General features: G+C 43.3%; 31 protein-coding genes. 17 read left to right on the top strand and 14 right to left on the bottom strand.

Annotated elements, in window-relative coordinates; translation table 11 throughout:
- Positions 1-4: 4 nt before the first annotated feature.
- Positions 5-199: a hypothetical protein gene (locus tag ACXAHI_RS12090; RefSeq protein WP_474809855.1), complete on the top strand. Its 195-nt coding sequence runs from the start codon at positions 5-7 to the stop codon at positions 197-199.
- A gap of 46 nt (positions 200-245) precedes the next feature.
- On the opposite strand, the gene ACXAHI_RS12085 is transcribed toward ACXAHI_RS12090, so the two are convergent.
- The gene (locus ACXAHI_RS12085; protein ID WP_474848002.1) at positions 246-533 is read right to left on the bottom strand and encodes a hypothetical protein; all 288 of its coding nucleotides are present in this window, start codon (positions 531-533) and stop codon (positions 246-248) included.
- A gap of 94 nt (positions 534-627) precedes the next feature.
- A complete protein-coding gene (locus ACXAHI_RS12080) occupies positions 628-1,260 on the bottom strand; it encodes a DUF429 domain-containing protein (RefSeq protein ID WP_474848000.1) in 633 nt (210 codons plus the stop codon).
- A 106-nt stretch (positions 1,261-1,366) separates the two neighbouring features.
- Here ACXAHI_RS12080 and ACXAHI_RS12075 point away from each other — a divergent pair, with 106 nt between their 5' ends.
- From ACXAHI_RS12075 to ACXAHI_RS12055, 5 genes are all read left to right on the top strand, one after another.
- Positions 1,367-2,425: an FUSC family protein gene (locus tag ACXAHI_RS12075; RefSeq protein WP_474847998.1), complete on the top strand. Its 1,059-nt coding sequence runs from the start codon at positions 1,367-1,369 to the stop codon at positions 2,423-2,425.
- A complete protein-coding gene (locus tag ACXAHI_RS12070) occupies positions 2,409-2,753 on the top strand; it encodes an SLAP domain-containing protein (RefSeq protein WP_474847996.1) in 345 nt (114 codons plus the stop codon). Before ACXAHI_RS12075 ends, ACXAHI_RS12070 begins: the two co-directional genes overlap by 17 nt.
- A 176-nt stretch (positions 2,754-2,929) precedes the next feature.
- Entirely contained in the window at positions 2,930-3,907 is a 978-nt protein-coding gene (locus ACXAHI_RS12065; RefSeq protein ID WP_474847994.1) for a TAXI family TRAP transporter solute-binding subunit, read from the top strand.
- Between the two features lie 131 nt (positions 3,908-4,038).
- Positions 4,039-4,506 carry a DUF1850 domain-containing protein gene (locus ACXAHI_RS12060; protein ID WP_474847992.1) on the top strand — a complete coding sequence of 156 codons (468 nt, stop codon included), beginning with the start codon at positions 4,039-4,041 and terminating at the stop codon, positions 4,504-4,506.
- 76 nt (positions 4,507-4,582) lie between these two features.
- Positions 4,583-6,508 carry a TRAP transporter permease gene (locus tag ACXAHI_RS12055; protein WP_474848156.1) on the top strand — a complete coding sequence of 642 codons (1,926 nt, stop codon included), beginning with the start codon at positions 4,583-4,585 and terminating at the stop codon, positions 6,506-6,508.
- Between the two features lie 119 nt (positions 6,509-6,627).
- Here the strand turns inward: ACXAHI_RS12055 and ACXAHI_RS12050 are convergent, their stop codons facing one another.
- The 3 genes from ACXAHI_RS12050 to ACXAHI_RS12040 all read right to left on the bottom strand — a co-directional run bounded on the left by ACXAHI_RS12050 (position 6,628) and on the right by ACXAHI_RS12040 (position 9,800).
- Positions 6,628-6,771, bottom strand: coding sequence for a hypothetical protein (locus ACXAHI_RS12050; RefSeq protein WP_474847990.1), 144 nt, complete (start codon positions 6,769-6,771; stop codon positions 6,628-6,630).
- A 153-nt stretch (positions 6,772-6,924) separates the two neighbouring features.
- Positions 6,925-8,106: a hypothetical protein gene (locus ACXAHI_RS12045; RefSeq protein WP_474847988.1), complete on the bottom strand. Its 1,182-nt coding sequence runs from the start codon at positions 8,104-8,106 to the stop codon at positions 6,925-6,927.
- A 333-nt stretch (positions 8,107-8,439) separates the two neighbouring features.
- A protein-coding gene (locus tag ACXAHI_RS12040) for an IS3 family transposase (protein ID WP_474847986.1) occupies positions 8,440-9,800 on the bottom strand; the annotation gives its coding sequence in 2 pieces (ribosomal slippage) (positions 8,440-9,329 and positions 9,329-9,800; 1,362 coding nt in all).
- A 283-nt stretch (positions 9,801-10,083) separates the two neighbouring features.
- Between ACXAHI_RS12040 and fumC the strand changes: the two genes are divergently transcribed.
- Complete coding sequence (gene fumC / locus ACXAHI_RS12035; RefSeq protein WP_270180497.1) at positions 10,084-11,469, top strand: class II fumarate hydratase; 1,386 nt, start codon at positions 10,084-10,086, stop codon at positions 11,467-11,469.
- Between the two features lie 63 nt (positions 11,470-11,532).
- Here the strand turns inward: fumC and ACXAHI_RS12030 are convergent, their stop codons facing one another.
- Both ACXAHI_RS12030 and ACXAHI_RS12025 read right to left on the bottom strand, forming a co-directional pair.
- A complete protein-coding gene (locus ACXAHI_RS12030; protein ID WP_224884125.1) occupies positions 11,533-11,724 on the bottom strand; it encodes a hypothetical protein in 192 nt (63 codons plus the stop codon).
- Positions 11,725-11,892: 168 nt separating this feature from the next.
- Positions 11,893-12,240 (bottom strand): YflT domain-containing protein, encoded by a 348-nt coding sequence (locus ACXAHI_RS12025; RefSeq protein ID WP_474847984.1) that lies wholly within the window; start codon positions 12,238-12,240, stop codon positions 11,893-11,895.
- A gap of 164 nt (positions 12,241-12,404) precedes the next feature.
- Here ACXAHI_RS12025 and ACXAHI_RS12020 point away from each other — a divergent pair, with 164 nt between their 5' ends.
- Positions 12,405-12,782, top strand: a complete 378-nt coding sequence (locus tag ACXAHI_RS12020; protein ID WP_474847982.1) for a DUF1499 domain-containing protein — start codon at positions 12,405-12,407, stop codon at positions 12,780-12,782.
- A gap of 33 nt (positions 12,783-12,815) precedes the next feature.
- Here the strand turns inward: ACXAHI_RS12020 and ACXAHI_RS12015 are convergent, their stop codons facing one another.
- Positions 12,816-13,643, bottom strand: coding sequence for a TerC family protein (locus tag ACXAHI_RS12015; protein WP_474847980.1), 828 nt, complete (start codon positions 13,641-13,643; stop codon positions 12,816-12,818).
- A 225-nt stretch (positions 13,644-13,868) separates the two neighbouring features.
- Here ACXAHI_RS12015 and ACXAHI_RS12010 point away from each other — a divergent pair, with 225 nt between their 5' ends.
- Positions 13,869-14,393: a type 1 glutamine amidotransferase domain-containing protein gene (locus tag ACXAHI_RS12010; protein ID WP_474847978.1), complete on the top strand. Its 525-nt coding sequence runs from the start codon at positions 13,869-13,871 to the stop codon at positions 14,391-14,393.
- A 37-nt stretch (positions 14,394-14,430) separates the two neighbouring features.
- Here the strand turns inward: ACXAHI_RS12010 and ACXAHI_RS12005 are convergent, their stop codons facing one another.
- A complete protein-coding gene (locus ACXAHI_RS12005; protein ID WP_270180492.1) occupies positions 14,431-14,979 on the bottom strand; it encodes a beta-class carbonic anhydrase in 549 nt (182 codons plus the stop codon).
- Between the two features lie 97 nt (positions 14,980-15,076).
- On the opposite strand from ACXAHI_RS12005, the gene ACXAHI_RS12000 reads away from it, so the two are divergent.
- A complete protein-coding gene (locus ACXAHI_RS12000; RefSeq protein WP_474847976.1) occupies positions 15,077-15,364 on the top strand; it encodes a DUF5327 family protein in 288 nt (95 codons plus the stop codon).
- 30 nt (positions 15,365-15,394) lie between these two features.
- Here ACXAHI_RS12000 and ACXAHI_RS11995 read toward each other — a convergent pair whose 3' ends face one another.
- Positions 15,395-15,904 carry a GNAT family N-acetyltransferase gene (locus ACXAHI_RS11995; protein WP_474847974.1) on the bottom strand — a complete coding sequence of 170 codons (510 nt, stop codon included), beginning with the start codon at positions 15,902-15,904 and terminating at the stop codon, positions 15,395-15,397.
- A 147-nt stretch (positions 15,905-16,051) separates the two neighbouring features.
- Between ACXAHI_RS11995 and ACXAHI_RS11990 the strand changes: the two genes are divergently transcribed.
- The gene (locus ACXAHI_RS11990; RefSeq protein WP_474847972.1) at positions 16,052-16,318 is read left to right on the top strand and encodes a hypothetical protein; all 267 of its coding nucleotides are present in this window, start codon (positions 16,052-16,054) and stop codon (positions 16,316-16,318) included.
- Here the strand turns inward: ACXAHI_RS11990 and ACXAHI_RS11985 are convergent.
- Genes ACXAHI_RS11985 through ACXAHI_RS11970 form a run of 4 tightly spaced genes read right to left on the bottom strand, consistent with a single transcriptional unit; the run spans position 16,315 to position 19,966 of the window.
- Positions 16,315-17,241 (bottom strand): 5-oxoprolinase subunit C family protein, encoded by a 927-nt coding sequence (locus ACXAHI_RS11985; RefSeq protein ID WP_474847970.1) that lies wholly within the window; start codon positions 17,239-17,241, stop codon positions 16,315-16,317. The genes ACXAHI_RS11990 and ACXAHI_RS11985 overlap by 4 nt on opposite strands.
- On the bottom strand, positions 17,238-18,002 hold the full coding sequence (locus ACXAHI_RS11980; protein ID WP_474847968.1) for a 5-oxoprolinase subunit PxpA: 765 nt from the start codon (positions 18,000-18,002) through the stop codon (positions 17,238-17,240). Before ACXAHI_RS11980 ends, ACXAHI_RS11985 begins: the two co-directional genes overlap by 4 nt.
- On the bottom strand, positions 17,999-18,721 hold the full coding sequence (gene pxpB, locus ACXAHI_RS11975) for a 5-oxoprolinase subunit PxpB (RefSeq protein WP_474847966.1): 723 nt from the start codon (positions 18,719-18,721) through the stop codon (positions 17,999-18,001). The genes ACXAHI_RS11980 and pxpB overlap by 4 nt, the downstream gene beginning before the upstream one ends.
- 21 nt (positions 18,722-18,742) lie before the next feature.
- The gene (locus ACXAHI_RS11970; protein ID WP_474847964.1) at positions 18,743-19,966 is read right to left on the bottom strand and encodes an Nramp family divalent metal transporter; all 1,224 of its coding nucleotides are present in this window, start codon (positions 19,964-19,966) and stop codon (positions 18,743-18,745) included.
- 114 nt (positions 19,967-20,080) lie between these two features.
- Between ACXAHI_RS11970 and fliW the strand changes: the two genes are divergently transcribed.
- From fliW to fliD, 6 genes are all read left to right on the top strand, one after another.
- Positions 20,081-20,524, top strand: coding sequence for a flagellar assembly protein FliW (gene fliW / locus ACXAHI_RS11965; RefSeq protein WP_474847962.1), 444 nt, complete (start codon positions 20,081-20,083; stop codon positions 20,522-20,524).
- A 1-nt stretch (position 20,525) separates the two neighbouring features.
- Complete coding sequence (csrA, locus tag ACXAHI_RS11960) at positions 20,526-20,753, top strand: carbon storage regulator CsrA (RefSeq protein ID WP_474847960.1); 228 nt, start codon at positions 20,526-20,528, stop codon at positions 20,751-20,753.
- A gap of 153 nt (positions 20,754-20,906) precedes the next feature.
- Positions 20,907-22,277, top strand: a complete 1,371-nt coding sequence (locus ACXAHI_RS11955; protein ID WP_474847958.1) for a flagellin N-terminal helical domain-containing protein — start codon at positions 20,907-20,909, stop codon at positions 22,275-22,277.
- Between the two features lie 67 nt (positions 22,278-22,344).
- A complete protein-coding gene (locus ACXAHI_RS11950) occupies positions 22,345-22,521 on the top strand; it encodes a YjfB family protein (RefSeq protein WP_270180481.1) in 177 nt (58 codons plus the stop codon).
- A 49-nt stretch (positions 22,522-22,570) separates the two neighbouring features.
- Positions 22,571-22,918: a flagellar protein FlaG gene (flaG, locus tag ACXAHI_RS11945; protein ID WP_474847956.1), complete on the top strand. Its 348-nt coding sequence runs from the start codon at positions 22,571-22,573 to the stop codon at positions 22,916-22,918.
- Between the two features lie 114 nt (positions 22,919-23,032).
- Positions 23,033-24,505 carry a flagellar filament capping protein FliD gene (fliD, locus tag ACXAHI_RS11940; protein WP_474847954.1) on the top strand — a complete coding sequence of 491 codons (1,473 nt, stop codon included), beginning with the start codon at positions 23,033-23,035 and terminating at the stop codon, positions 24,503-24,505.
- Position 24,506: the final 1 nt, after the last annotated feature.

The raw sequence follows: 24,506 nt of genomic DNA, 5'->3' as shown, positions 1-24,506 counted from the left end.
CAAAATGAAATGGTGGATTCCGTTTTGCTATATGATTGGAACGTTTTCAGGAGCCATGCTCAGCGGTTGGGGCATGGACAGAGAATGGGATGTGTTTCCTTCGTTTGCAATGGCGATCACAGCGTTTTTCATTAGTTTGATATACATGGTCTTCCGAGACATCGTTCCTAAAGTGTTTCAGGAAACGCTGCGCAACTAAGCGCAGCGTTTTTTGCAACATACAAAAAGCCCTGCTTATAGGGCTTTTAGCTGTAAGTATGTGTCGTACTAGGTGTGATTCGCGAAACCATTTCCTCTAGTAATGACTGTACGTTCCCGGATTCATACAAAGCAAGAAACCTCTCTGCCGAATGTTTGTCTACGTGATACGTTAATCCAGTGTGGTAGTCAATCATAAAATACGTTTCTTCGCCGTTATGATTTCCTGAAAGCAGTTCATACTTCTCATACTCGTAATACACTTCAGTTCCATTCTGGGTCTTTTCTAAATACGTCTCAAAAGGTGCAATCGTAAACACAGCTTCCTTTTTCATCATACTTCCTCCTCTAAATGACTTACCTTAATTGCTAGTTTGTCCAGAAGGAAACGTTTTATACATAGAAAAATAGTTTACGAGTTTGTTAACGCTAGCATCCAATTTCGAATGGATGGATCGGGGGATCAGGTGGAAATAAGAAAGAAGATTTTCCGTTGTTCCATTTCCATGCCGCATAAGCCGCTAGACAAGCGTCGAATGAATGCGTTGACTCAAGAGCTTTTTCCGGAATAGCGAGCACACCTTCACGTTCTAAGAACGATTTAATTCTTTTCCTTGAAATGATGTCCGTTTTATAGGTGAGTACAGCTTCCTTATCTAGCATCCTAAGGCCCACTGCTGCTCCTGGATGAACCTCTACGATACTAGAGTTTAAAGCAGCAAGTCCCCTTGATAAAGCAACTCCTCTCAACGTGAGGTAGACCATTCGGGTCATCGTAGGTGTCATGATCGACCCACTCTTCATACCAGCTTCTTTAGTGCGGTTTCTAAGTGCTCTGTCACCAGGGCGATCTCCTCCTCCGGGTTGATAGGAGAGCGGGGCGTCCATTCCGATCACCATGTGCTTCTTTTCACTACTAAACCGTTTGTAAATTTCCTCATCAGAGGCTCCTTCTATCAATTCGTTGAAGCAAATTCTATTTTCATCACCTGAAAAGATACTGATCGATGTGTCTTTCGTATTAGAGGGACCAGATAGGTCGATGCCAATATATAGCGTCATCACGTTTCTCCTTTTTACACAGTATAAGGTAACAGTAAGCCCAAGCGTTGTTTATGTAAACTCTCATGTAAGATATAGTGAAAGGACAGAAATGGACTGATTAACGATGGATCTGAAACAGAAATTATTTAAATTTGTAGGAGGACGAATACTAAAAACGGGTCTTGCCGCGTTCATTACGGCTTGGATTTGCGATGCGCTTGGATTGCCTGTTCTTTTTGCTGTCATCACAGCGATCGTAACGGTTGAGCCCACCGCTTCTGACTCGATCAAAAAAGGAATCGTACGATTTCCAGCAGCGGCGATCGGCGCAGGCTTTGCGATGATCTTTGAGTCGTTCCTCCACCAATCTCCTTTTACTTATGCACTAGCAGCAACACTTACACTCATCGCATGTCACAAACTACATCTCGATTCGGGCATGCTCGTCGCAACACTTACCGCTGTTGCGATGATTCCAGATGCGACGGGAGATCATATGACGACCTTCGTACTGAGACTCAGTACAACGTTGATCGGGATTGTCGTATCCACTGCGATAAACTATTTTGTTATGCCTCCAAAATTTCACTCGATGATCAACCAGAGCGTTGAAGGGCTGTATCACAGTGCCGGCGATCTTCTTGATCAAATTATGAAAGACCTTCCGCACGCACGAAAGCAAAACATGGTGTACCAACGCGTAAGTCGCGAACTTCAACGAACGTATCAATTGATTGAATACCAAAGGGAAGAATGGAAGTATCGCCGCCATAGCATGCAGGAGGTGAGAAGTTTTTCCGTCATCCTAAAAAAGCTCGAATATATGCAGAAAATCCTCTATCACCTTGGAAACATGCTTTTTGTCGATACAAAAAAAGGGTTTGATGAAGGTGACTACGACACGATCATCGATGCAGGGTGTTCGATCTCCAAAGCCTTCCATGATCCAACGAATCAGATTGGGGAAGAGCACCTTTTGAAAATAGAAAAACTTGATCAGCTTTTTCATGAGCTCGACGATACGAGAACGATCTCGTCAACTTCCCGTCATCATTTTGATGATAAGATGATCATCATCTTCGAGCTTCTATCTCTCAACGATGTACTCGATGATCTCTATATGCTAGAGCAAAAAGAATTACGTCACTACAGAAGGAGTCCTCATCATGACGCTGAAGTTTGAGGAGAAATGGGAGAGAACGATTTCCGAGAAAGATCGCATGCTTTTCTATGAAACATACAAGCAGTATCCGATCAAGTTACATACGGTAGCATTCGCGCCTGTACGGATCGCCATCAATCATCACGGTTCACTTCTTGCAACCGTCCTAGTCTTGAACGGCAAGGAACGTGAATGGAAGCTGGATGACACAATTCTTCACTATTGTGAGAGAGATGAATTGGTCGCTGAATATACTTTCTCACATCCATCTCTTGTCGTTCCACCTCGTTGTGCGATGCCCTGGACGTTCATATTTAACTCGAATACGTTTCAGAAAGAGCCCAATTAAAACATTGGGAAATAAAATTTTTGTAAAATACGAAAAAGTCTATCGGAAAGCGGTTCCAGTGTTTTACAACAGTAGAATATAAGGCTTCTGTACCACCTTACTGTATTAAAAACAAAAGAAATATGTTACAATTGTTTTTGGAATGTGTCTAAAATTACAAAGAGGGGGACAAATGGATGGCGAAGAAAAGAGTATTCAGTTTGTTCGTAGCATTATTATCGATCTCTATGATTCTTGGGGCTTGTGGATCTGGAGGCGGCGATGGAGCTGGTGGATCACCTAAAGAGCTAAGCCTACTAACTGGTGGTACTGGTGGTACATACTTCCCGCTAGGTGGAGAAATTGCAACTTCAATCCAAGACAACACAGACATTGAAAGTGCTAACGCACAGTCTTCAGGTGCATCTGTAGAGAACATGCAGACACTACAGAGCGGAGATGCAGATGTTGCGTTCACTCAAACAGACATCGCTGCTTATGCAACAAAGGGCGAGCTAATGTTTGAAGATGGAAAAGTTGATAATGTACAAGCTATCGGAACGCTTTATCCTGAAACGATTCAAGTTGTAACACTGAAGGAAAGTGGAATCGCTTCAATCGAAGATCTTAAAGGTAAGAAGGTTTCTGTTGGAGCTCCTGGAAGTGGAACATATGCAAACGCTGAGCAAGTCCTTGAAGTTCATGGCATCACGATGGACGACATCGATGCACAGCACCTTGCATTCGATGAGTCTACTGAAGGAATTCAAGATGGTAACATCGATGCAGCATTCATTACTTCTGGAACGCCGACTGGTGCAGTAGAAGGATTGTCTGCAGTAAAACCTGTTAACGTTCTGCCGATCGAACAAGATATGATCGATAAGCTTATCGAGAAATACCCTTACTATGCAGAAGACACGATCAAGAGCGGTACTTATGGACTTGAAGAAGATACAACAACTGTTGCAGTACTTGCAATGCTTGTTGCTCGTTCTGACCTTGATGAAGAGTATGTATACAACATGACGAAAGCTATTTTCGACAACGCAGATAAAATTACACATGCTAAAGGTGAATTCATCACAGCAGATAGCGCACTTAACGGTGTAGGAATCGATCTTCACCCAGGTGCAAAGAAGTATTTTGATGAAAAAGGAGTCAAAAGCGAGTAAGCTTCTTTATAATCTATAAAAAAAGGATGTGATGGACGCAGGCTGCGAGCAGCCTGCGTCTTCTTACAATGATACTATCAACCTCAACCAGACAGTTTCTGTTTCACACAAGCTTGGCGATCGTTCTGATTATGGTTGTTTTTACGTACCCCTTTTTTACAGTGATGGGTCTTGAGAATGGAAAGACTGGTAAGTTTTTAGCTTATGTTCCGATTGATTCTGCACCGGAAGATTTTGATATCCGCTACACGCACTCTGTACACCGCACGCCTGTCTTAGAGTCTTACTATATTTCAGAGGACGGCACGATTGTTCAATATGAACTTTCTTATGAAAACTTTGCAGTTGGAATGCCGGCGAATGCGGGTGAAGGAGAGCGGTTTATTCAAGACGAAGAGGGATACAAAATCAAAGACATGAACCGTGAACTGCCGTCGATCGACTTGCGTACCGGTAAGGTCATAGCAGATCATACGCTTCTTGTGGAAGATCAAGAAGTGAAGCTTAGCAAGGTGATTGAACCTGGCTCATGGCTTCACATGGAACCGGGAACAATAAGTTTGTGGAAGTGGATGAAAGGAGTTAATTTGCTTGAGTGACAAAGACAAAGAAAAAGATAAACCAATAGATCGTGAAGAAAACGAAGAATTTACAGAAGAACAATCCAGGGACTTAATGGCGAAATTTGACCCAGAAGCAGGACACCGTACGCTTACCGGCGTTATAGGGTGGATTTCAGTTATTGGACTCGTTGGATTCTCTGTATTCCAATTGTATACTGCAATATTTGGAGTTTTTACCGCTCAACTGCAGCGTTCCATCCACTTAGCTTTTGCGCTTGGTCTGATCTTCTTGTTGTTTCCTGCTTCAAAGAAGCGTCTTAAGGATAAGAAAAGAAGGTTTCAAGTAGCCTGGTATGATGGACTGCTTGCGCTTGTCGGTGTTTATGTCGGTATGTACTGGCCGCTCAATTTCGAAGAACTTGTGTTTCGTGTTGGTCGTTTGACGACGCTCGATTTAATCGTTGGATTCCTAGCGATTGTTCTCGTCCTTGAGGCAACGAGACGTGTCGTGGGACTGCCAATTACCATCATTACGTCGATCTTCCTTCTTTATGCATATTTAGGACCATATATGCCAGGGTTCTTACAGCATAGAGGATTGAGCATCGATCGTATTATCCGCTCGATGTATTTTACAACAGAGGGGATACTCGGAACCCCACTTGGCGTTTCGGCAACGTTCATCTTCCTCTTCCTCCTATTCGGAGCTTTTCTCGTCAAAACTGGCGTGGGGCAGTACTTCAATGACCTTGCGCTCGTGATTGCAGGAAAAAGAGTCGGTGGACCGGCAAAAGTTGCGATCTTCTCTAGTGCACTACAGGGAACGATCAGTGGAAGCTCGGTTGCGAACGTTGTGACATCAGGTTCCTTCACAATTCCGATGATGAAACGTCTCGGTTATAAAAAGGAATTCGCTGGTGGTGTTGAAGCGGCCGCTTCGACTGGTGGACAGCTTATGCCACCGATCATGGGTGCCGCAGCCTTCCTAATGGTCGAATTTATTGGAGGGGGCATCACGTACTGGGAAATTGCAAAAGCAGCAGCAATACCAGCTGCTCTTTATTTCACAGGAATTTGGATCATGACCCACTTTGAAGCAAAGCGTATCGGACTACGTGGGCTTACAGAAGATGAAATGCCAGATCGTAAGCAAGTATTGATGAAAATTTACCTTCTGCTCCCGATCGCAGCTGTTATTTTCTTCTTGATGTCAGGTACGTCTGTTACTAGAGCGGCGCTTTATGCGATCTTAACGTCGATCGTTGTTGGAGCGATCAACAAAGAAACGAGAATGGGTATCGGTGATTTCGTCGACGCACTAGCAAACGGTGCACGTACCGCACTTGGAGTAGCAGCTGCAACGGCAGCCGCAGGTATGATCGTCGGAGTCGTTACGTTAACAGGACTTGGATTAAAGCTTGCGAACAGCTTAGTGTCACTATCTGGTGAGAACCTCTTACTCACGTTGTTCTTCACGATGATCGCATCACTTATCCTTGGAATGGGATCACCGACAACCGCGAACTATGTTATTACCTCTACGATAGCGGCACCAGCACTAATCGTGCTATCTGTGCCTGAACTATCTGCTCATATGTTCGTATTCTACTTTGGTATCGTAGCGGATATCACGCCACCAGTAGCACTTGCGGCCTTTGCTGCAGCTGGTGTGTCTGGAGGTGAGCCGCTCCGAACCGGGGTCAATTCAGCCAAGCTCGCCATCGCCGCGTTTATCATCCCATACATCTTCGTGCTATCGCCGGAGCTCATGATGATCGATACAACGTGGCAAGAACTTCTGTGGGTACTGTTCACATCACTCACTGGTATGATCAGTATCGGTGCAGGTATGATCGGGTACTGGTACAGAAAAACGCATGCCATCGAACGTATCGCTGGCGTAGCCGCTGGTATCATGCTGATCTACCCTGAAGGATCTACAGACCTTTACGGCCTAGGTCTCTTCATCGCACTACTCGTTCTACAATTTGTAATCAAACGAGACGACCAAGATAAAAAGCAAGTTGCGAACGCGTAATTTGAAAGCCGCTCATTTTGAGCGGCTTTTTTTAGGTTGTGTTGATGGCCGTTTTTTGAAACCTATGCAAGGATAACGTTATGTGGAGGTCTGGGAAGTTTGTCTGCGTTGAATACGATCTAGTAGGAGTGAATGCCGCTTGACGCATACGATACGCCTAGTGTTCTCTGATCGAATTCATCAACGACTTCCTTTACTTTCTGACAGCGTGCTAACATACTTACAAGCAAATTGGTTGCTACTAACATCGAAATTTTCTTCATGATGTTACCTCCTTTTATCTACCTCTCTTCTTATATTCAAGTTGATCTTTCTTGGTAAGTAACGAACTCCATTGAATTTGAAGGAAAACAAATGCGTTCACAAGTTCTCTCCAGACAAAAAACACCACCTAACGAAGCGTAGTGTTTTCTTATTCATGTTAAATTGGGTAGTTGGAGCGGGTCTTTTTTGTAAGCATCCCAATACCAAAAAACATACTTCTCAACAAATTCAGGCTTCTGTGAAGCTTCTAATTTTAGCTTTCTCTTTTCGAGATAATCTTCTTTCGTTAAGCCAAATACTTCACCAATCACGGGTTTTTTCTCTGTGAAATAAAACATGTCCGGGGTATAGTTCCCATATTCCGGTATTGGTTCGAATGGCTTGTAAAAGAGAAGGTCATTTTCAACCGAAGCTTCATACGCTTCTTTTTCTTTAGAGCTTTCTACAAAGAGACCCTGTTTCGTGATTGGCATGACCGTAAAGGATGTGAGGGTTAAGATCGATGTTCTTTTCCTCTTTTTTTCAGCGAACCCGGCGATAAAATATTCTTTGCTATGCTCAGATTCCTTTTGATACTCTTTGACCCACAGCTCCTTATCACAATAGAATTTGGCAGGTTTGCCAAATGCGCTTCTACAATAGACAAAGAATTTTTCGTCGGTATCATATATCACTGTCTCAGAACTTTCGTATGTCATATAAACAAATCGAAAATCACCTTTCTTCATAGAAGATATGTCCTTCCGTTTATAAATCAACTCTTGTAATGAGCGTTTGGTGCGTTTTGAAATGTAGATGTCAATGAACTTTAGTTGCCCAAACACTTTCTTTAGTACATCCTCTTTATCCTTTGGCATTATGGATTGTTTCATGACAGCATGTTTCCAAGCCATAAGATTTAGCCGACTCGAAAAACCAAGCATGGTGGCTTCTCCCTGCTGTGTTCCACCTTCACCTGAATACGAACCGGGCTGCGATTGCGTTGATTCTTCTGGAGCCTCTCTTTCTTTTTTCGGGATCAACCCTTCAATGCGAACAGCGAAACGATCGCCGTTTTTCTTCCATCCTGATTCATAATGCACGTTCGACTTGTAGTGATTATAGCGACAACAGTTCCGATCGTGTTCAACATTCTTCTTTGCGTTATAAAACGCCATGTCTTTTCGGATGCGTTGTTCAATCTCGTTTTGACAGCAACACGTTAAGATAACCTTCCCGTCATCTATCAACTTTTTTAACTCCTCTTTTTTTGAGTTTGATGCGTTCTCATAGGAATGATACGCAACTTCATGTGTGACGAGGTTTAAAACCTTAAAGAAATAGTTTTTTCTCATTCATTTCCCTCCTCTCTTATTTCCAAAGTCTTCTGTCTTATGTGCGCAATTCCTGCATTTACGATTCTACGATTTCATTTACTTACTGCATTAAAGAAGGTGTGTATTCTGATAAAACAATTCCACCTTCTAAGAATGGAAGGTGGGTACACGAATAAGCGGTTTTCGGTTCGGTATCTTCTGCAAAACGTACCAATATTGGCCTTCCTCACATCCATTTCTCTTACTTGTTGATTACTAGGGATACTACTTGACTCCCGCGGTAAAACGGGGGACAGAGACCCCGGACCGGACGTTTTTGATCTGACCCCTAAAAATTGGACACTTATGTAATTATGCTGCTTTCTGGACATGAGTCCGGTATTTTACCGGACTCATGCTTTTTAGTTTGGATTTAATTCGTACATGATTGTAATAATGGATATATGTTTCTAGCTCTTGTTTGAAATGCTCGATATCTTTGAACTCTTTTCTGTGTAGGAATTCGGATTTCAAAATGCCAAAGAAACTCTCGATAACCGCGTTATCGTAACAGTTGCCCTTTCGGGACATACTTTGCGTAATATTATTTTCTTTTAGTTTTTCCTGGTATTTTGCCAATTGATAATGCACACCTTGATCCGAATGGACAAGAAGCTCATGGTTCCCATCCAAATGCTCTAGAGCTTGATTCATCATCGTTTCCACTAGCTCATAAGTAGGTCTAGAGCGAATGGTGTAGGAGATAATCTCCCGATTAAATAAATCCAAAACAGGTGAGAGATACAGCTTCTCACCGAAAAGTTTGAACTCCGTAATGTCTGTGACCCACTTCTGATTTGGCTTTTCTGCATCAAACTCACGATTGAGGATGTTGTCTGCAAGTTTACCGATTTTTCCTTTGTAGGCCTTGTATTTCTTCATTCGGACTTGGCACTTTAGCCCCAACGCTTTCATAATTCTGTATACCTTTTTGTGGTTCACATAAATACCTTGATTCCTGAGGTCATCGCGTATGCGTCGATAGCCATAACCCCGATCATGAAAGTAATACAAAGAAGTGATTTTCTCTTTTAGCTCTTGGTCAGGGTCAGGTTGACTCATCTTATTAATCATAAAGTAGTACGTACTGCGCGGCAGACCAGCAACCTTGAGTAGTTTCTTCACAGGAAAATTGTGCCTTAGCTCAAAAACTATTTGGGCTTTTTCTTGTTTTGAGACGATTCCTTTTCTTGAACTAAGGCTTTCAACTTTTTTAGGTACGCATTCTCCATTCGAAGGTATTCAAGCTCTTCCTGCATCGCCTCGACAGAGTCTTTCTCTTGCGCTTCTTTATTGGTATTTTCCTTTTTGTGAGATGACATATGGCTACGCCCCCTTCCGGATGGTTCAAGGGCATCGATCCCACCTGTTTCCCATTTCTTCTTCCACCTTCGAACCATAGAGAAGTCTGGGATATGAAAGCGCGCCGAAGCCTCTCGAACAGAAGTATTCGTTTCTTGAATGTACTGAATTACACTCAGTTTAAAGGCTTTGGAATAGTTTGTATAGGGATTGGTAAACGCACGGTCTCCATGATACTCATACAATTTCACCCAGTATCGAAGGATAGAGTCGTCTACTCCTACCTCTTCAGCAAGTGTTCTATAACTTATATTTTCGTTAAAATACCTCTTTACTACTTCGTTTTTTTCATAAAATGAAAACTTGCCCAACTAAAACAACCCCCAATGTTAGATTTGTGTCCAACAATTGGGGGTCGCTTCATTTTTTGTCCGGGAGGAGGCTCGAGCGTTCGTCCGCAGGAAAGCAAGCGGTATTCGTACTGCTATGGCATAGGGAGGGCAATAACTAGGGCTTCCCAAATGTATGTAAATTGTAACGATACCATCGTAAAAATATGATATGATGAAAGCGTCGTCATAAAAAAGAGAGAAGGTTTAGCCTTCTTTTCATGGAAGTGAATCTTGTTAGTCTTTTACTTAAAGGAGGATCACAATGGATTATAGAATTGAACGCGACACAATCGGAGAAATAAAAGTACCAGCAGACAAAATGTGGGGTGCACAAACGCAACGAAGCAAAGAAAACTTCAAAATCGGTAACGAACAAATGCCGATCGAGGTTGTGAAAGCATTCGCTATCCTTAAAAAAGGTGCAGCACTAGCGAATCAGCGTCTTGGAAAGCTTGAAGATGTAAAAGCCGATGCGATCGTACAAGCTGCAAACGAAGTGATCAACGGAGAACATAACGAGCACTTCCCGCTAGTTGTTTGGCAAACAGGAAGCGGCACACAATCGAATATGAACATGAATGAAGTCATCGCATTCCGTGCGAATGAAATATTAAAAGAACAAGGTAGTGACGCGACAGTTCACCCGAACGATGATGTGAACAAATCACAATCATCGAACGATACATTCCCAACGGCGCTTCATGTAGCAGCTGTTTTGGCAGTCGAAGATCACCTATATCCAAATCTGATTGAATTAAAAGAAACGCTTTATCAGAAGATGCAAGATTTCGATCACATTATCAAGATCGGTCGTACGCATTTACAGGATGCAACGCCTCTTACGCTTGGACAAGAAATTAGCGGATGGCATCGCATGCTCGTGAAATGTGAAAACATGCTTCTTGAAAGCGTGAAGTACATGAAGGAACTTGCGATCGGCGGAACTGCAGTCGGTACGGGCCTTAACGCTCATCCTGATTTCGGTGACATGGTTGCAGAAGAAATCAGCAAGATGACTGATCGCACGTTCAGTTCTGCGCTTAACAAATTCCATGCGCTTACGAGTCATGACGAAATCGTTCATGTACACGGCTCACTGAAAGCACTAGCGGCAGATCTGATGAAAATCGCAAACGATGTGCGCTGGCTAGCGAGTGGTCCACGCTGTGGCATCGGCGAAGTAACGATTCCAGCAAATGAGCCAGGAAGCTCGATCATGCCTGGTAAAGTGAATCCAACACAAAGTGAAGCTCTTACGATGGTAGCAGCTCAAGTGATGGGGAACGATGCGACGATCGGTTTCTCTGCAAGCCAAGGTAACTTTGAACTAAACGTGTTCAAACCGGTTATCATCTATAACTTCCTTCAATCTGCAAGACTGCTTGCAGACGGCATGAAGTCGTTTAACGACAAATGCGCGGTTGGTATCGAACCGAACGAAGAAGTGATCGGTGAATACTTAAAGAACTCACTGATGCTCGTTACAGCACTGAATCCTCATATCGGATATGAGAATGCAGCGAGCATTGCGAAGAAAGCTCACCAGGATGGTACGACACTTCGCGAAGCTGCACTAGAAAGTGGTCATCTGACAGCTGAGCAGTTCGATGATATTGTACGACCTGAAGAAATGATTTCACCTAAATAAACACGAAAAAAGCGGGGGCTTGGAACCCCGCTTTTTTTCTTTCTTTCAAGATTAGGTAAGCGCTTACGATTTTGACGGAAGAACAGCCCTGATGCCTTTGTAGATCAACACAAGTGCAAATAGCAGCGCCGCTAAGTATCCAACCACTTCGAATACCGGGTTGAGACTTGATAGGAAAGAATCAGCCTCAGATAATCGAAGCATTGCAAAACCAGCAATCATAGCAGCTACGAAAAGCAATGTACGATCCAACATAATCAGCACTCCCTTTGAAAGAAGAATTTTTTATTGCCATACAAATATATGCAGAATAAGCAGTTGGCAGACCCTAACTGTCCTAATTATTCATAAATATTTTTTGTGGACAGGCGCATGCCTTCCATTAAAAAAAGAGCTTGGCACGTGCCAAACTCCTTTTGATCTCTATTTCCACTGCGCTACTTTATCCGTATCCGTTACAAACATAAAGATTTTTCCTTTATCCATTTCTGATTCATACCGTTCAGCATCTTCTTCGGAGAAGCCGATCTCTTCCATCTTGTTACGTAGTTCGTCGCCTTTTCTACTGAATACGTTCTTAAGGCTTTTCAGACCCATTTCTTTTCTGTCGATCGTGTTGGCATCTACACCGTCTGCAACGCGCTCTGTACGGTCATCGTCGTGAGAGAGGACGTAGATATCATCCTTTGAAATTCCGATGTTGCTTAGCTCTTCAATGTCGGCCTTTAGCTTCTCATCGTTCTGGTATTCACGGACTAATGGTCTACTCATGGTCAATGCCTCCTTGGATATCTGAATTCATAGGTAATATAGACGCTAGGCTGAAGAAATAAACATAAGATTGAGAGTTGTGCTCGTGAATTGGTTACAATAAGTGCATAACGAGCCGTAAAAGGGTATAACAAAGAAGAACGGTAGAAAAGGAGGCGAAACCGATGAGCGAAGAACAATTAGGTGTAAGAGATGGCAAGTTAGCACCTTGTCCGAACAAACCAAACTGTGTTTCAACTCAGAGCGAAGATGAAAAGAATAAGATGGAATCATTTTCTTACAGCGTGACAGAAGAAGAAGCGCTAGCGAAACTGAAAAGCATTTTACAAAACAGAAAACGTACGAAAATCGTAAAAGAAGAAGCAAACTACATAAGAGCTGAAGAAAAATCGAAGCTTTTTAAGTTTGTTGATGATATTGAATTTTACCTTGATGAAACATCAAAAACCGTGCACTTTCGGTCCGCATCACGTATGGGCTATTCAGACATGGGCGTGAATAAAAAGAGAATGGAAGAAGTTAGAGAAGCGTTTTTAAGTTAAACAGAAAACAGGTGCCAGCGTGGCACCTGTTTTTTATGAAAAGTCTTTCGCTTTTTCACTTTCTTCTTCTAAGGTATCTTCGTTTTCGTCTTCACGTTCACTCTCATCACGCTCAGAAGAGAGGAACCATCCTCCAAGAGCAATCGCGACGAGGACGCCCCAGAACGTAATTTTCCATGCTGGTTCTTTCGGGAAGGATTCTTCAAGAATACCGAGGTTCGGGTGAGCGAGCGTATAGATCGCTAACTTTACCCCGACCCAACCGACGATGATGAACGCAGCTGTTTCAAGTCCTGGTTTACGGTGAAGCAGCTTTACGAAATAACTGGCTGCAAATCGCATGATGATCAGTCCGATAATTCCACCGGTAAGAATAACGGCAAATTGTGCACCATCTAACCCACCGACTTTTGGAAAGTTTGTGGTCGGAAGAGTGAGTGCGAGCGCGACTGCAGCGAGAATGGAATCGACTGCAAAGGCAATATCAGCTAACTCTACCTTAAGCACAGTCGTCCAGAATCCTGATCCTTCATTATTCGGCTTATTTTCTTTCTTCGCTTCTTTCTTATCGCTTAATAAGAATTTTTTCACGAGATGATTGATGCTAAGGAACAGAAGATAAAGTGCACCGATCGCCTGCACCTGCCAAATATCAACTAAGAAGGAAATGATGAAGAGTGAACCAAAGCGGAAAACGAAGGCCCCGCCTAGACCATAGAACAGCGCTTTTTTACGCTTATTTGGTTCAAGATGCTTGACCATGATTGCCATAACAAGCGCGTTATCTGCTGCAAGTATGCCTTCGAGCCCGATCAAGACAAGAAGCACCCATGCGTATTCAAGAATTAGACCAGCATCCATGACGATCTCTCCTTTAGTACTAATTAGTCTCCCCAATTTTTATGACCTTACTATAGGCGCTGCTTATCCAAAAGTCATACGTTTAAAGGTATGTTCAGACGATGGGAAAAAATACACACCGAGGGAAGGGCTACATTACGTTTTTAATACCCTCAAAAGGTTTCAAGAAACCCGTCGTTTTGAAATGAGCACAAAATGGTATATCGTTAAGGTGGAGGTGAAAGTATGCGTTTATCAAATAAAAAAGTAATCAGTCTCGTTCATCATGAATTTGAAGACCTTGAGCTAACGTATCCTTACTACAGATTGATCGAGGAAGGTGCAACCGTTCATTATGTAGGTGAAAAAGCTGGAGAGAAGTATGTTGGAAAGTATGGGGTTCCCGTTGTATCTGACTATGCATACAGCGACATCGACCCTTCAGATTATGACGCCATCCTCGTACCGGGTGGATGGGCACCGGACAAGATTCGCCGCTTTCCTGAGGTGTTGCAGATGGTGCAGCATATGGAAGAGAACAAGAAGCCGATCGGTCAGATCTGTCACGCAGGATGGGTGCTGATTTCTGCACGTATCCTTGAAGGGAAGAAAGTGACGAGTACTCCAGGCATCCGTGACGACATGGAGAATGCAGGAGCAACATGGATCGACGAACCTGTTGTCGTTGATGGCCATCTTGTATCCGCAAGACGTCCGCCAGATCTACCACCTTATGGGAGGGCGTTCGCAGATCTTCTTGCATCGCAATAAGAAAAAGCTCACTCGATCGAGTGAGCTTTTTAAATGCTTATTTTTCTACAAGATCAAGCTTTCCAGTCTTTGGATCGATCACTAAACCATGAACAGGCGTTCCTTCCGGCAATAGAGGGTGGTTTTTGATCGTTTCCACACTTTGGCGAACGCCATCTTGAACAGTTGAAAAACCTTGAAGCCAATTTTCTACATCGATGCCTGCATGCTCGAGTGTTGAAACCACTTCTTTAGAAACGTTGCTCGCCATTTTATCGCGAAGTTTTGCAGGATCAACTTTACCCATTCCACAGTCATGATGACCGATGACAAGAACAGCATCAGCTTGAAGTTCGTATACTCCGATTAGGATGGAGCGAACAACGCTATCTAGTGGATCCGTTACATAAGCGCCTGCATTCTTAACCATTTTCACATCGCCATTCTTTAAGTTCATCGCACGAGGAAGTAGCTCGACTAAACGAGTATCCATGCAAGAAAGGATCACCATTCTCTTATCAGGAAGACCTGACGTTATGTAAGGTTCATAATCCTTGTTCTCAACAAACTTCTTATTGAATTCTAGAATGTCACTTAATGTTTCCATGAAATAAATTCCTCCTACGTTGATTTTTTTATTTCCTTTTTGTTTCTGGTACACTTAAAGCAAGAATCCCTTCCTAATGAAAAAGGAGTATGCATATATGAAGGATATCCCTATTGAACAACTTGTTCAACAGATGAATAGCAAAATGAAACAGCTTACTTATCATGTTGAAGAAAATGATGCCGATGTCAATGGTATCCGTGAAGATCTAATCGCGATTAAAACATACTGCGACATGCTTTTACAGGCGTCAAATGGTATGAAAGAAGCGCCGACCCCTTCTCCACAGAAACCAGCATACACGGCTCCAGTACAGCCCATCCAATCTCCATCAAAGCCGATGCAAGATGATGATGCAAATGAAGATTCAATCTTTGATTTCTAAACGCGTATGTCCAAAGTGACATACGTTTTTTTATATGCCGAATGCCGCTGGATAATGGACGTGTCCTTTTTCAGGCAACGTCCCTTTCTTAAGTTCTTTTACCATGAATGAATCTCCTGCTTCTTTAAACGGACCTGTTATCCCTTTCTCAGAAGCCGGAATAAAACCAAATTTTGCATAATAAGCGCTGTGTCCAAGAACGATGACATGGCGATAGCCAAGGGCAGTCGCTCGCTTGAGGCTTTCATTGATCATGAACGTTCCGATTCCCTCATTTTGAAACAGAGGAGAGACAGAGACTGGCGCAAGAGCAAGGGATGTGACGGTATCCTCTGCTTCGATTTCGATCTCACTTAATAGAATATGCCCAACCAGAGTCGTTCGATTATGAAGCGCAATCAGTGCTAATTCTGGAATATAGTGCTGCGAATCCCTAATCCGGTGAATTAATGCAACTTCGTCTTCTCCATCAAATGCATTCCTTACGATGTCATCAATTCCCTCTACATCACTTTTCAATTCTTCCCTTATTTCAATCATGCCAACACCTCCTTATGTGTCCTTACTTCACGAGTAACGCAAGTCCTAAAGCCCTCAATAAGTGATTCAGTCAGTGAAAGATTTCCAACATAAAAAACGTGTGAGGGGACAAATTGATAGTAATCCCAAAGAAAGGAGGGAGACAGAATGCCGGATCTACATCCTTATTCAACGGATGATTTTATAGAAAATGAACAGAGCTACAACGTATATGTGAATGATAATTATATCGGCAATAAAATTTTGTTCTCTTCTCAAGATAAAATAGAAGATGTAAGCGACTATTTAAATAATAAAGGCTTCTACAACTTCCAAGCAGAGGTGGAAGGGGACCATTACCGCCTCCAGATGACAGAGCTCGATCAAGGTGAGCTTGTCATCGACGAACTGCACAGTTATTTAGGTCATCCTTAGCGAACGATTTTCTCCCAAACCCTAAAATCACGTTCCTGAGCGATCGCAATCTCTTGTGCTTCTTCAACCGTGATCTCTTTAAAACGAACCGAACCACCAGGAGCGAGCTGGGCGATCAATGGAAGATCAGGGCCGATGACTGTACCGATGCGAATGTAACCACCGGTTGTTTGCCGGTCTGCCAAAAGAATGATCGGCTCACCGTTTGCCGGTAGTTGAATGCCGCCAAGCGGCACAGCATCAGAAATAATATCGCCTTCATGATCTGTTTTGATACCGTCGCTCACCAACCGGTATCCCATCCGATTCGATTGCGGGGATACCTCATGCCGATTCGAGAAAAACTTCTCCAATACTTCAGGACTGAGCTTATCATCGTGAGGCCCTTTTACAACGCGAACGATAGCGTCGCGGTCATATGCAGGAATCTCGGTATGAAAGAGCCCGATTCCTGTTTTTTGCTTCTTAGGATTCCCATGTAGTTCATCCCCAGCTTCTAGCTTACGGCCTAGTCCTGCTGGTTCATAAACCGATTTGCTCCCCATGTACTCTTCTGCTTCAAACCCACCGTTTACCGTTAAATAGGCACGAACCCCGCTTCTTGGGCGTCCGAACTCAAGTACCTGTCCCTTCTTAATAGTGAGAGATTTCCACATTTGGATGCGTTCACCGTTGATCATCGGTGATAAATCGGCACCTGTTATGCTAATCACTGCATCCACTTCTGCTACCAATTCTGGACCCTTCATCGTAATTTCAAGTCCTGCTGTATTCCGTGGGTTTCCGACTAGGATGTTCCCTACTTGTAGAGAGAAGCGGTCAAGTGCACCAGAAGCCGGGACTCCGTATTTTAAATAACCTGTTCTTCCTAAATCTTGATACGTTGTATAAACGCCTGGTTTTTCTACTGAAAATAACTTCAACGGTTTCCGATCCTTTCCATCAGGATATTTTCTGCTTTAAATCTTTTTCTTAGTGACTGGATAAATGCAAGTGCCGACGGTTCATCGCCGTGAACGCAGACGGTGTCAGCCTCGATCGAAATCGATGAACCATCTACCGCTGTCACTATGCCATGTTTCACCATCGAAATCACCTGGTCGATCGCAGTCTCCTCGTCTGTAATCATCGCATTTTTTTCTGTTCGTGGCGTGAGGGTGCCATCTGGCTGATACGTTCGATCAGCAAACACTTCTGAAGCATACCGTACTCCTGAAAGCTTAGCCGCTTGTATCAGTTCTGAGTTAGCGAGTCCAAACAGGATCAGCTCTGAGTCAAAGTCTTTCACAGCTTGTGCGATCGCATTCGCAAGTTCGGCATCCTTTGATGCCATGTTATATAGAGCTCCATGAGGTTTCACGTGCTGCAGTTCGACTTCATGCGCACTGCAAAACCCATGCAGTGCGCCGATCTGATAAAGAACAAGCGTATAGGCTTCTTCAGGTGTGATAATCATCTTTCTTCTTCCGAACCCTGTTAAGTCAGGAAAACCAGGATGAGCCCCGATCCCAACGTGATGTTCTTTTGCCCATTTGACCGTTCGGTTCATGATGCGGGGATCGCCCGCATGAAAACCACATGCTACGTTTGCTGACGAAACGAGCTCGAGTACTTTTTCGTCTTGCCCGATGGAATAAGCACCAAAACTTTCCCCAAGATCACAGTTAAGGTCGATCGTCGTCATCTAGAAACCTCCTCACGCTGAACTTCATAAGCCCCTTTTTCTAATTGCTCTAAAATTTGATTGAACTCTTTTTCACTAACGGATTGGAACTTGAGGTAGTCACCTTGATTCAGTAAGAATGGATTGTCTTTTTCAGGCTGAAAAAGGCGAAGTGGTGTCCGGCCGATAATATTCCATCCCCCTGGAGATTCGATTGGGTAAACGCCAGTTTGCGCTTCAGCAATACCAACTGAGCCTGCAGGAACCTTTTGCCTTGGCGATTCAAGACGAGGCGCTGCAATACGCTCGTTCAGTCCGCTTAGATACGGAAAACCAGGTAAAAAGCCAATCATGTTGATAAGATAGTCTTCGTTTGTATGTAGTTTTATGATGTCATCTTGGGACATTCCTTTTTCCTTTGCAAGATCTTCAAGGTCTGGTCCGTGCTCTCCGCCATAAAGGGTCGGAATCGTGATGATCACTTTTCTTTCAGACGCCTCTGTTGCAACGGCTGTGATATCTTCCAATATGTCCGTTATCTCATCATAGTTGAGGACCCATGGCTCGTAATAAACGGTAACAGAATCGTACGCTGGTACCCATTCTGTGATGCCCTCTTTGTTAATAGACGAAAGTTCACGGCAAAAAGCTTGAATGCGGCTAGTGAGGGATTGGGACACTTCTTCATGATACGTAAGCTTTACGCAAGCTTCACCGAGCGGGTGTAAGGTGACGTTCATTTCGATAGACTCCTTTCGTAATTACAAGAAAAGTTCTAGTATTCCAAGCGAATGAAGGGCGAGAACGAGCGTTACGAGTAGCACGATACCGCCGAAAATATTCGAATATGTGCGATTGACGTATTCACCAAGTAGTTCTTTATTATTCATAACGTAAAGTAAGAAAATCGAGATGATTGGCAGCATCAAGCCGTTTGCATACTGTGCGAATAGAATAACGGTCGTAGGACTCATCCCGAGAGCTGAACCAACGATCCCAATTAAAATAACGACTCCCCAGATCACTCTGAATTTCGTTGCTTTAAGATCCATCGACCACCCGAAAACACCGCTGATCGCATAGGCGGCTGCGAGTGGAGCAGAAATAGAAGATGTGATTCCTGCTGATAACAACCCGATCGCAAAAAACACCTTCGCCCATGAACCGAGAAGGGGTTCTAACTGAACGGCCATTTCAGAAGCATCCGTTATGTTTGTACCGAGCGGGAACGCAACTGCAGCCGATACAACGATAGAAAGTGAGATCAACCCTCCGACGATGATCGAGAAAACGGTATCAAAACGACTTTCCTTTAACCCTTCCTTTCCTCGCCAGTGCTCTTGAACTGTAGAAGAATGAAGAAAGATGTTATAAGGAACGACCGTCGTCCCAATCAAGGCGATCGCAAACAGTGTACCACCAGTTGGGAACGTTGGCACGAATGCGCCTTTAATCATTTCCCCAAGATCCGGCTTAATGACGATGGCAGTCGCTACAAAGCAAACGCTCATGACAAGTACGAGAACGACGAACACTTTTTCAATTGCTTTGTAGTTTCCTGAGTAAAGAAGAATCGCAGCGATGATCCCGATGACTGGTCCCCATATGTTCACTGAAATGCCCGTCATGGTAGAGAGACCGAGCGCACCGCCCAGGATGTTGCCTGTTTCGTAGGCGGCCGTTCCAACACCGATCGCTCCAAGAACGAGAATAATGCTGATTCCTTTCATCAACGGGCTGCTGAACTGCTTCCTCATCGCTTCGCCAAGCTGCATTCTCGCCGTGATTCCAAGTCGCGCTGACATCTCATGAAGGGTAATCGTTGCGAGTATCGAGAAAACAAGTGCCCACATCAACGCAAATCCGAATCCAGCTCCTGCCTGAGTAGCGGTCGTGACGGTTCCTGGTCCGATAAAAGCTGCGGCGACGATAGCGCCAGGGCCAACGCTTTTAAGTTTCTTTAGAAACGTGTTTTGATCGCTCATAAGCTCCTCCTTTAAGTGTATCGAATTTTAAAATTTTCAACAAATTCAACCTGTTAAAAGACGACAAAAGACTTATAATGAGGATAGACTTTTACAGATAAAGGAGTTTTTTCTATGAAAATCCTCACGACCCGCTTTGGTGAATTAGAAGTGAACAAAGATTCCCTCATCACCTTTTCGAACGGAATTCCCGGCCTTGAACAATACACCACATATTGTCTATTACCCGCTGATGAACAGAATGAGTCGCCGTTTTTCTTTCTGCAATCAACGGAAGAAAGCAGTTTGTGCTTTATACTAGCTGATTCATTTTCTTTCTACCCGGACTATGAAATTCATTTAGATGAAGACTTGTTGCAAGAGTTAGCGATTGAAAAGCCTGAGGAGGCGATGGTCCTCTCCGTCCTCACCGTACAAGGATCATTACAAGAGGCAACGATGAATTTAAAAGCCCCGATCATCCTGAATCTTTCGAGCGGAAAAGGAAAGCAGATCGTACTCAGTAAAGATTTTCAAATTAAAGCGCCATTGGTGAGTGCGATAGAGGGAGGCAGATAAGATGCTTGTACTCGGACGGAAAAAAGATCAGTCAATCATCATTAACGATGAGATTGAACTGAAGGTCATCAGTATTGAAGGCGATACGGTGAAACTGGGGGTGGATGCTCCGAAAAACATTAGCATACATAGGAAAGAAGTGTACGTGGAGATTCAAGAGGAGAATAAGTTAGCATCCTCACAAGAAATTAACCTAAGCGATTTACAAAACTTTCAATTGAAACGCTAGGAAAAGAACCGCTATAAAGCACATAGCGGTTCTTTTTAATTTATTTTTCAAAAAACTATAAACAACTGAATTTTCCAGCCGATAATGAAAATATCAGGAAGTCCAAACGGATGTGGGCTTTCTAGAAAACACAATACACGGAGGTAATTTAGAATGAGAATTAACCATAATATCCAAGCGATGAACACGTACCGTCAGATGGGTGTAAACCAGAATGCAGCTAGTCAGTCAATGGAGAAGTTATCTTCTGGACTTCGCATTAACCGTGCTGGTGATGATGCGGCAGGATTATCTATTTCTGAAAAGATGCGTGGGCAAATACGTGGTTTGGATCAAGCTAGTCGTAACGCACAGGATGGTATTTCAATGATTCAAACTGCTGAAGGTGCATTAAGTGAAACACAAAGTATCTTACAGCGTATGCGTGAGCTGGCTGTACAAGCATCAAACGATACGAACACAGAAGCAGATCGTAAAGAGATTCAGAAAGAAATTAATCAGATGAATACTGAAATTAATAGAATTTCAGATACGACAGAATTTAATACTCAAAAGCTTCTTAATGGTAGCATGGGAGCTACAGGAACATCTAGTGATTCAACGAAAGTACAAATTGATACTCTCAGTGGGCTAAAAGCCGGTGATTATAACTTCACTGTTACTCAAGAAGCTACTAATGCACAATTAGTAGGCTCCGTTACTTACGCTGATGATAATGCAATTAATACAGCATTCGGTGCAACTGATAAAGATATTACTATAAATAGCGTACAAATTGATACTACAGGTGCTACTACAGGGGCATTGTTAGTGGATGCTATCAATGCTAAGAGTGACGAAACTGGGTTTACAGCTAGTTGGAATGCAACAGAAGGTGTTACATTTAAAGCAAACGAGTTTGGTTCTGGAAAGTCACTTGCTATCGCAGGTGCTGACTCTGGTCTAATTGACAATGGCAATACGAATCTGACAGATGGGGATGACGTTAGTGTTACTATTGGAGGTCCTGATCAAACAGTTGTTGTTAATGGGACTGGACAGGAATTAACTTATGGAAATGCTGAATTTACAATTGCTGGTGCAACTAATGATACAGCTACTGTGACTGTTGATTCAAGTGGAGCAAGCATCCATATTGGTGCTAATAAGGATCAAGTTATGTATTTAGATATGAAGGAAATGTCTACCTCCACTCTGGGAACAGAAACTACGAAAATTAAGGATCTTAATGTAGTAACTTCTAAAGGAGCTGAAAGTGCAATTGAAACTCTTGATGCTGCTATCCAACAAGTTTCTTCTGAAAGATCTAAATTTGGTGCTTCACAAAACCGTCTAGAACACACAATCAACAACTTAAACACTTCTTCAGAAAACCTATCAGCCGCTGAATCTCGCATCCGCGACGTAGACATGGCGAAAGAAATGATGAACATGACGAAAGAAAACATCAAATCTCAAGCTGCACAAGCGATGCTTGCACAGGCTAATCAGAATCCACAGCAAGTACTTCAACTTCTTCGTTAATTTCTAACAAGAAAGGCCTTAGATCTCTCATCTAAGGCCTTTTTATTCGAAGGGAGTGTGTTGTGATATGGATATTGCAGCGCTTTCGGTGGTGCTGAATCAAGCAAAGGTCCAGCAGCAGGTTGATGTATCGTTAACCAAAAAAGCTTTGAATCAAGCACAAGAAAATTCGAATGGACTAGTGAAGATGATGGAGCAGTCGGTACAGCCTCATCTTGGAGGTTCAATCGATATAAAGAAATAATCTCATTAGAGGTCGGGTTTAAGTAACTCTTATTGAAGGGGATCGGACCATGGAAATAAAATTAATTTCAAATCAAATACCTGGTATAGGGAAGCAAGTGCAACAGCCCACTGAAGGTAAAGAAGTCAAGGAACTAAAAGAAGAGAAGAAGGAACAGAAAGAAAAGGTTCACACAAAGGAACAGGTCGTTCAACAGATCGAACAGCTGAATGATTTCATTATGCCAGTAAAAACGAACCTTAAATTTCAGCTGCACGATAAGTTGAATGAGTTCTATGTTCAAATCGTCGATAGCACGAGTGATGAAGTCATAAGAGAGATTCCGTCAAAGGATTTTCTCGATCGATATGCGGCAACTGCTGAACTACTTGGCTTTATGGTGGACCAAAAAATATAAAATGCTGAGAACCTTCACAAACGAAGGTTCTTTTTTATAGTACTATTTACATCTTAAAACCGGGCGGATCTTTGCCGATAGTATGTGTATGAGTGATGAACGGAGGAGATGTTCATGAGGATTTCCGGGCTTGCATCGGGAATGGATATCGATCAGATGGTGAAAGATCTGATGAGGGCGGAACGCATACCGCTCGATAAACTATCACAGCAAAAACAAACCGTTGAGTGGCAGAAGGATTCTTATCGGGAACTCAACACGATGATGTCAGACATGAGAAGTGCTGCATCGAAGCTAAGACTTCAGTCAACGTTTAACGCATATAAAGCAGGTTCATCGAACGGAGCTGCTGTTACGGCAGAAGCAACACCTACTGCGGCACCCGGGTCTTATGCCGTCGTCGTGAACGGGCTTGCTGAGAGTGCCAAGCTAACGTCAGCACAGGCAGTTACGAACGAAGCTGGTGATGCAGCAAAAGGAACTGATCGAGTTCTGCAATCTGGCGCAAACGACACAACGTTTACCCTTACGAACGGAAAAGGGCAGGGAACAACGATCACGATAACGGCAGCAGATACGTTTAAAAGTCTTGCTACAAAGATTGCTGAGGCAACAGATGATAAGACTGGTGAAACGCTCGGTATGAGAGCGAACTTTGATGATACAACGTCACGTTTTTTTCTATCAACAAAAGCGATGGGTGGAGATGAATCGATCACTCTCTCGAACTTTAGTGATGCAGGTGTTGAAAACCGCTTATTTGGAGGGGCAACCACTGCGAATGGTTCGTATGGTTCGGTCACTTTCGACGGCATCACGGTAAATAACTTAAAAACAAACGAAACAACAATCAACAATATAAAGCTTAACCTTGCAGAAAAAGGTGCTTCGACAGTATCGATTCAAAGCAACCCTGATGCTTCTTTTGAAAGCATCAAATCTTTCGTCGAAAAGTACAACGAGTTGATTGAGAAGACACAGGGGCTACTTACTGAAAAGCGCCATAGAGATTTTCCTCCTTTAACAGATGCGCAGCGAGAGGACCTTTCTGATAAAGAGATCGAGCTCTGGGAAGAGAAAGCGAAGAGTGGATTACTTCAAAGCGATGCAACGGTGAGAGGCATTGCAAGCGACCTTCGCAGTGCCTGGATGACGCCTGTAAATGGTATTCCAGCTGGGGAACTATCGATGCTATCTGAAATCGGCATCAATACAGGGTCTTATCGTGATGGCGGAAAACTTTTTATAGATGAAGCGAAGTTGAAAGAGGCTATCTCACAAAAGCCAGAGGAAGTGATGAACCTTTTTACAAAAGGGGACGCTGGAATCGGAGATCGAATCTACGAGAAGGTGAACGAAGGGATCGATCAACTCGGTAAAAAGGCTGGCACACCTGGGGTTCTTGTCGATAATAGCTTCTTATCGAAACGGTTGGATAGCATCAACCAGCAGATGGATCGCTGGGAAGATAAGCTCGGCTCTATCGAAGACCGCTATTGGAAGCAGTTTACCGCGCTAGAAACAGCGATGGATAAAATGAATCAGCAAAGCATGTGGGTACAACAAAACTTACTTGGTGGGATGTAGA

The organism is Anaerobacillus sp. ABD4_527 (assembly GCF_056160805.1).
Note: the sequence above shows the minus strand (reverse complement) of the source record. Positions and strands in the feature narration are given on the sequence as shown.

What these genes read in the sequence shown, in the direction of transcription:
- ACXAHI_RS12090 (WP_474809855.1), top strand. Translation starts at nt 5, where the DNA reads ATGAAATGGTGGATTCCGTTTTGCTATATGATTGGAACGTTTTCAGGA.
- ACXAHI_RS12085 (WP_474848002.1), bottom strand. Translation starts at nt 533, where the DNA reads ATGAAAAAGGAAGCTGTGTTTACGATTGCACCTTTTGAGACGTATTTA.
- ACXAHI_RS12080 (WP_474848000.1), bottom strand. Translation starts at nt 1,260, where the DNA reads ATGACGCTATATATTGGCATCGACCTATCTGGTCCCTCTAATACGAAA.
- ACXAHI_RS12075 (WP_474847998.1), top strand. Translation starts at nt 1,367, where the DNA reads ATGGATCTGAAACAGAAATTATTTAAATTTGTAGGAGGACGAATACTA.
- ACXAHI_RS12070 (WP_474847996.1), top strand. Translation starts at nt 2,409, where the DNA reads ATGACGCTGAAGTTTGAGGAGAAATGGGAGAGAACGATTTCCGAGAAA.
- ACXAHI_RS12065 (WP_474847994.1), top strand. Translation starts at nt 2,930, where the DNA reads ATGGCGAAGAAAAGAGTATTCAGTTTGTTCGTAGCATTATTATCGATC.
- ACXAHI_RS12060 (WP_474847992.1), top strand. Translation starts at nt 4,039, where the DNA reads ATGGTTGTTTTTACGTACCCCTTTTTTACAGTGATGGGTCTTGAGAAT.
- ACXAHI_RS12055 (WP_474848156.1), top strand. Translation starts at nt 4,583, where the DNA reads ATGGCGAAATTTGACCCAGAAGCAGGACACCGTACGCTTACCGGCGTT.
- ACXAHI_RS12050 (WP_474847990.1), bottom strand. Translation starts at nt 6,771, where the DNA reads ATGAAGAAAATTTCGATGTTAGTAGCAACCAATTTGCTTGTAAGTATG.
- ACXAHI_RS12045 (WP_474847988.1), bottom strand. Translation starts at nt 8,106, where the DNA reads ATGAGAAAAAACTATTTCTTTAAGGTTTTAAACCTCGTCACACATGAA.
- fumC (WP_270180497.1), top strand. Translation starts at nt 10,084, where the DNA reads ATGGATTATAGAATTGAACGCGACACAATCGGAGAAATAAAAGTACCA.
- ACXAHI_RS12030 (WP_224884125.1), bottom strand. Translation starts at nt 11,724, where the DNA reads ATGTTGGATCGTACATTGCTTTTCGTAGCTGCTATGATTGCTGGTTTT.
- ACXAHI_RS12025 (WP_474847984.1), bottom strand. Translation starts at nt 12,240, where the DNA reads ATGAGTAGACCATTAGTCCGTGAATACCAGAACGATGAGAAGCTAAAG.
- ACXAHI_RS12020 (WP_474847982.1), top strand. Translation starts at nt 12,405, where the DNA reads ATGAGCGAAGAACAATTAGGTGTAAGAGATGGCAAGTTAGCACCTTGT.
- ACXAHI_RS12015 (WP_474847980.1), bottom strand. Translation starts at nt 13,643, where the DNA reads ATGGATGCTGGTCTAATTCTTGAATACGCATGGGTGCTTCTTGTCTTG.
- ACXAHI_RS12010 (WP_474847978.1), top strand. Translation starts at nt 13,869, where the DNA reads ATGCGTTTATCAAATAAAAAAGTAATCAGTCTCGTTCATCATGAATTT.
- ACXAHI_RS12005 (WP_270180492.1), bottom strand. Translation starts at nt 14,979, where the DNA reads ATGGAAACATTAAGTGACATTCTAGAATTCAATAAGAAGTTTGTTGAG.
- ACXAHI_RS12000 (WP_474847976.1), top strand. Translation starts at nt 15,077, where the DNA reads ATGAAGGATATCCCTATTGAACAACTTGTTCAACAGATGAATAGCAAA.
- ACXAHI_RS11995 (WP_474847974.1), bottom strand. Translation starts at nt 15,904, where the DNA reads ATGATTGAAATAAGGGAAGAATTGAAAAGTGATGTAGAGGGAATTGAT.
- ACXAHI_RS11990 (WP_474847972.1), top strand. Translation starts at nt 16,052, where the DNA reads ATGCCGGATCTACATCCTTATTCAACGGATGATTTTATAGAAAATGAA.
- ACXAHI_RS11980 (WP_474847968.1), bottom strand. Translation starts at nt 18,002, where the DNA reads ATGACGACGATCGACCTTAACTGTGATCTTGGGGAAAGTTTTGGTGCT.
- pxpB (WP_474847966.1), bottom strand. Translation starts at nt 18,721, where the DNA reads ATGAACGTCACCTTACACCCGCTCGGTGAAGCTTGCGTAAAGCTTACG.
- ACXAHI_RS11970 (WP_474847964.1), bottom strand. Translation starts at nt 19,966, where the DNA reads ATGAGCGATCAAAACACGTTTCTAAAGAAACTTAAAAGCGTTGGCCCT.
- fliW (WP_474847962.1), top strand. Translation starts at nt 20,081, where the DNA reads ATGAAAATCCTCACGACCCGCTTTGGTGAATTAGAAGTGAACAAAGAT.
- csrA (WP_474847960.1), top strand. Translation starts at nt 20,526, where the DNA reads ATGCTTGTACTCGGACGGAAAAAAGATCAGTCAATCATCATTAACGAT.
- ACXAHI_RS11955 (WP_474847958.1), top strand. Translation starts at nt 20,907, where the DNA reads ATGAGAATTAACCATAATATCCAAGCGATGAACACGTACCGTCAGATG.
- ACXAHI_RS11950 (WP_270180481.1), top strand. Translation starts at nt 22,345, where the DNA reads ATGGATATTGCAGCGCTTTCGGTGGTGCTGAATCAAGCAAAGGTCCAG.
- flaG (WP_474847956.1), top strand. Translation starts at nt 22,571, where the DNA reads ATGGAAATAAAATTAATTTCAAATCAAATACCTGGTATAGGGAAGCAA.
- fliD (WP_474847954.1), top strand. Translation starts at nt 23,033, where the DNA reads ATGAGGATTTCCGGGCTTGCATCGGGAATGGATATCGATCAGATGGTG.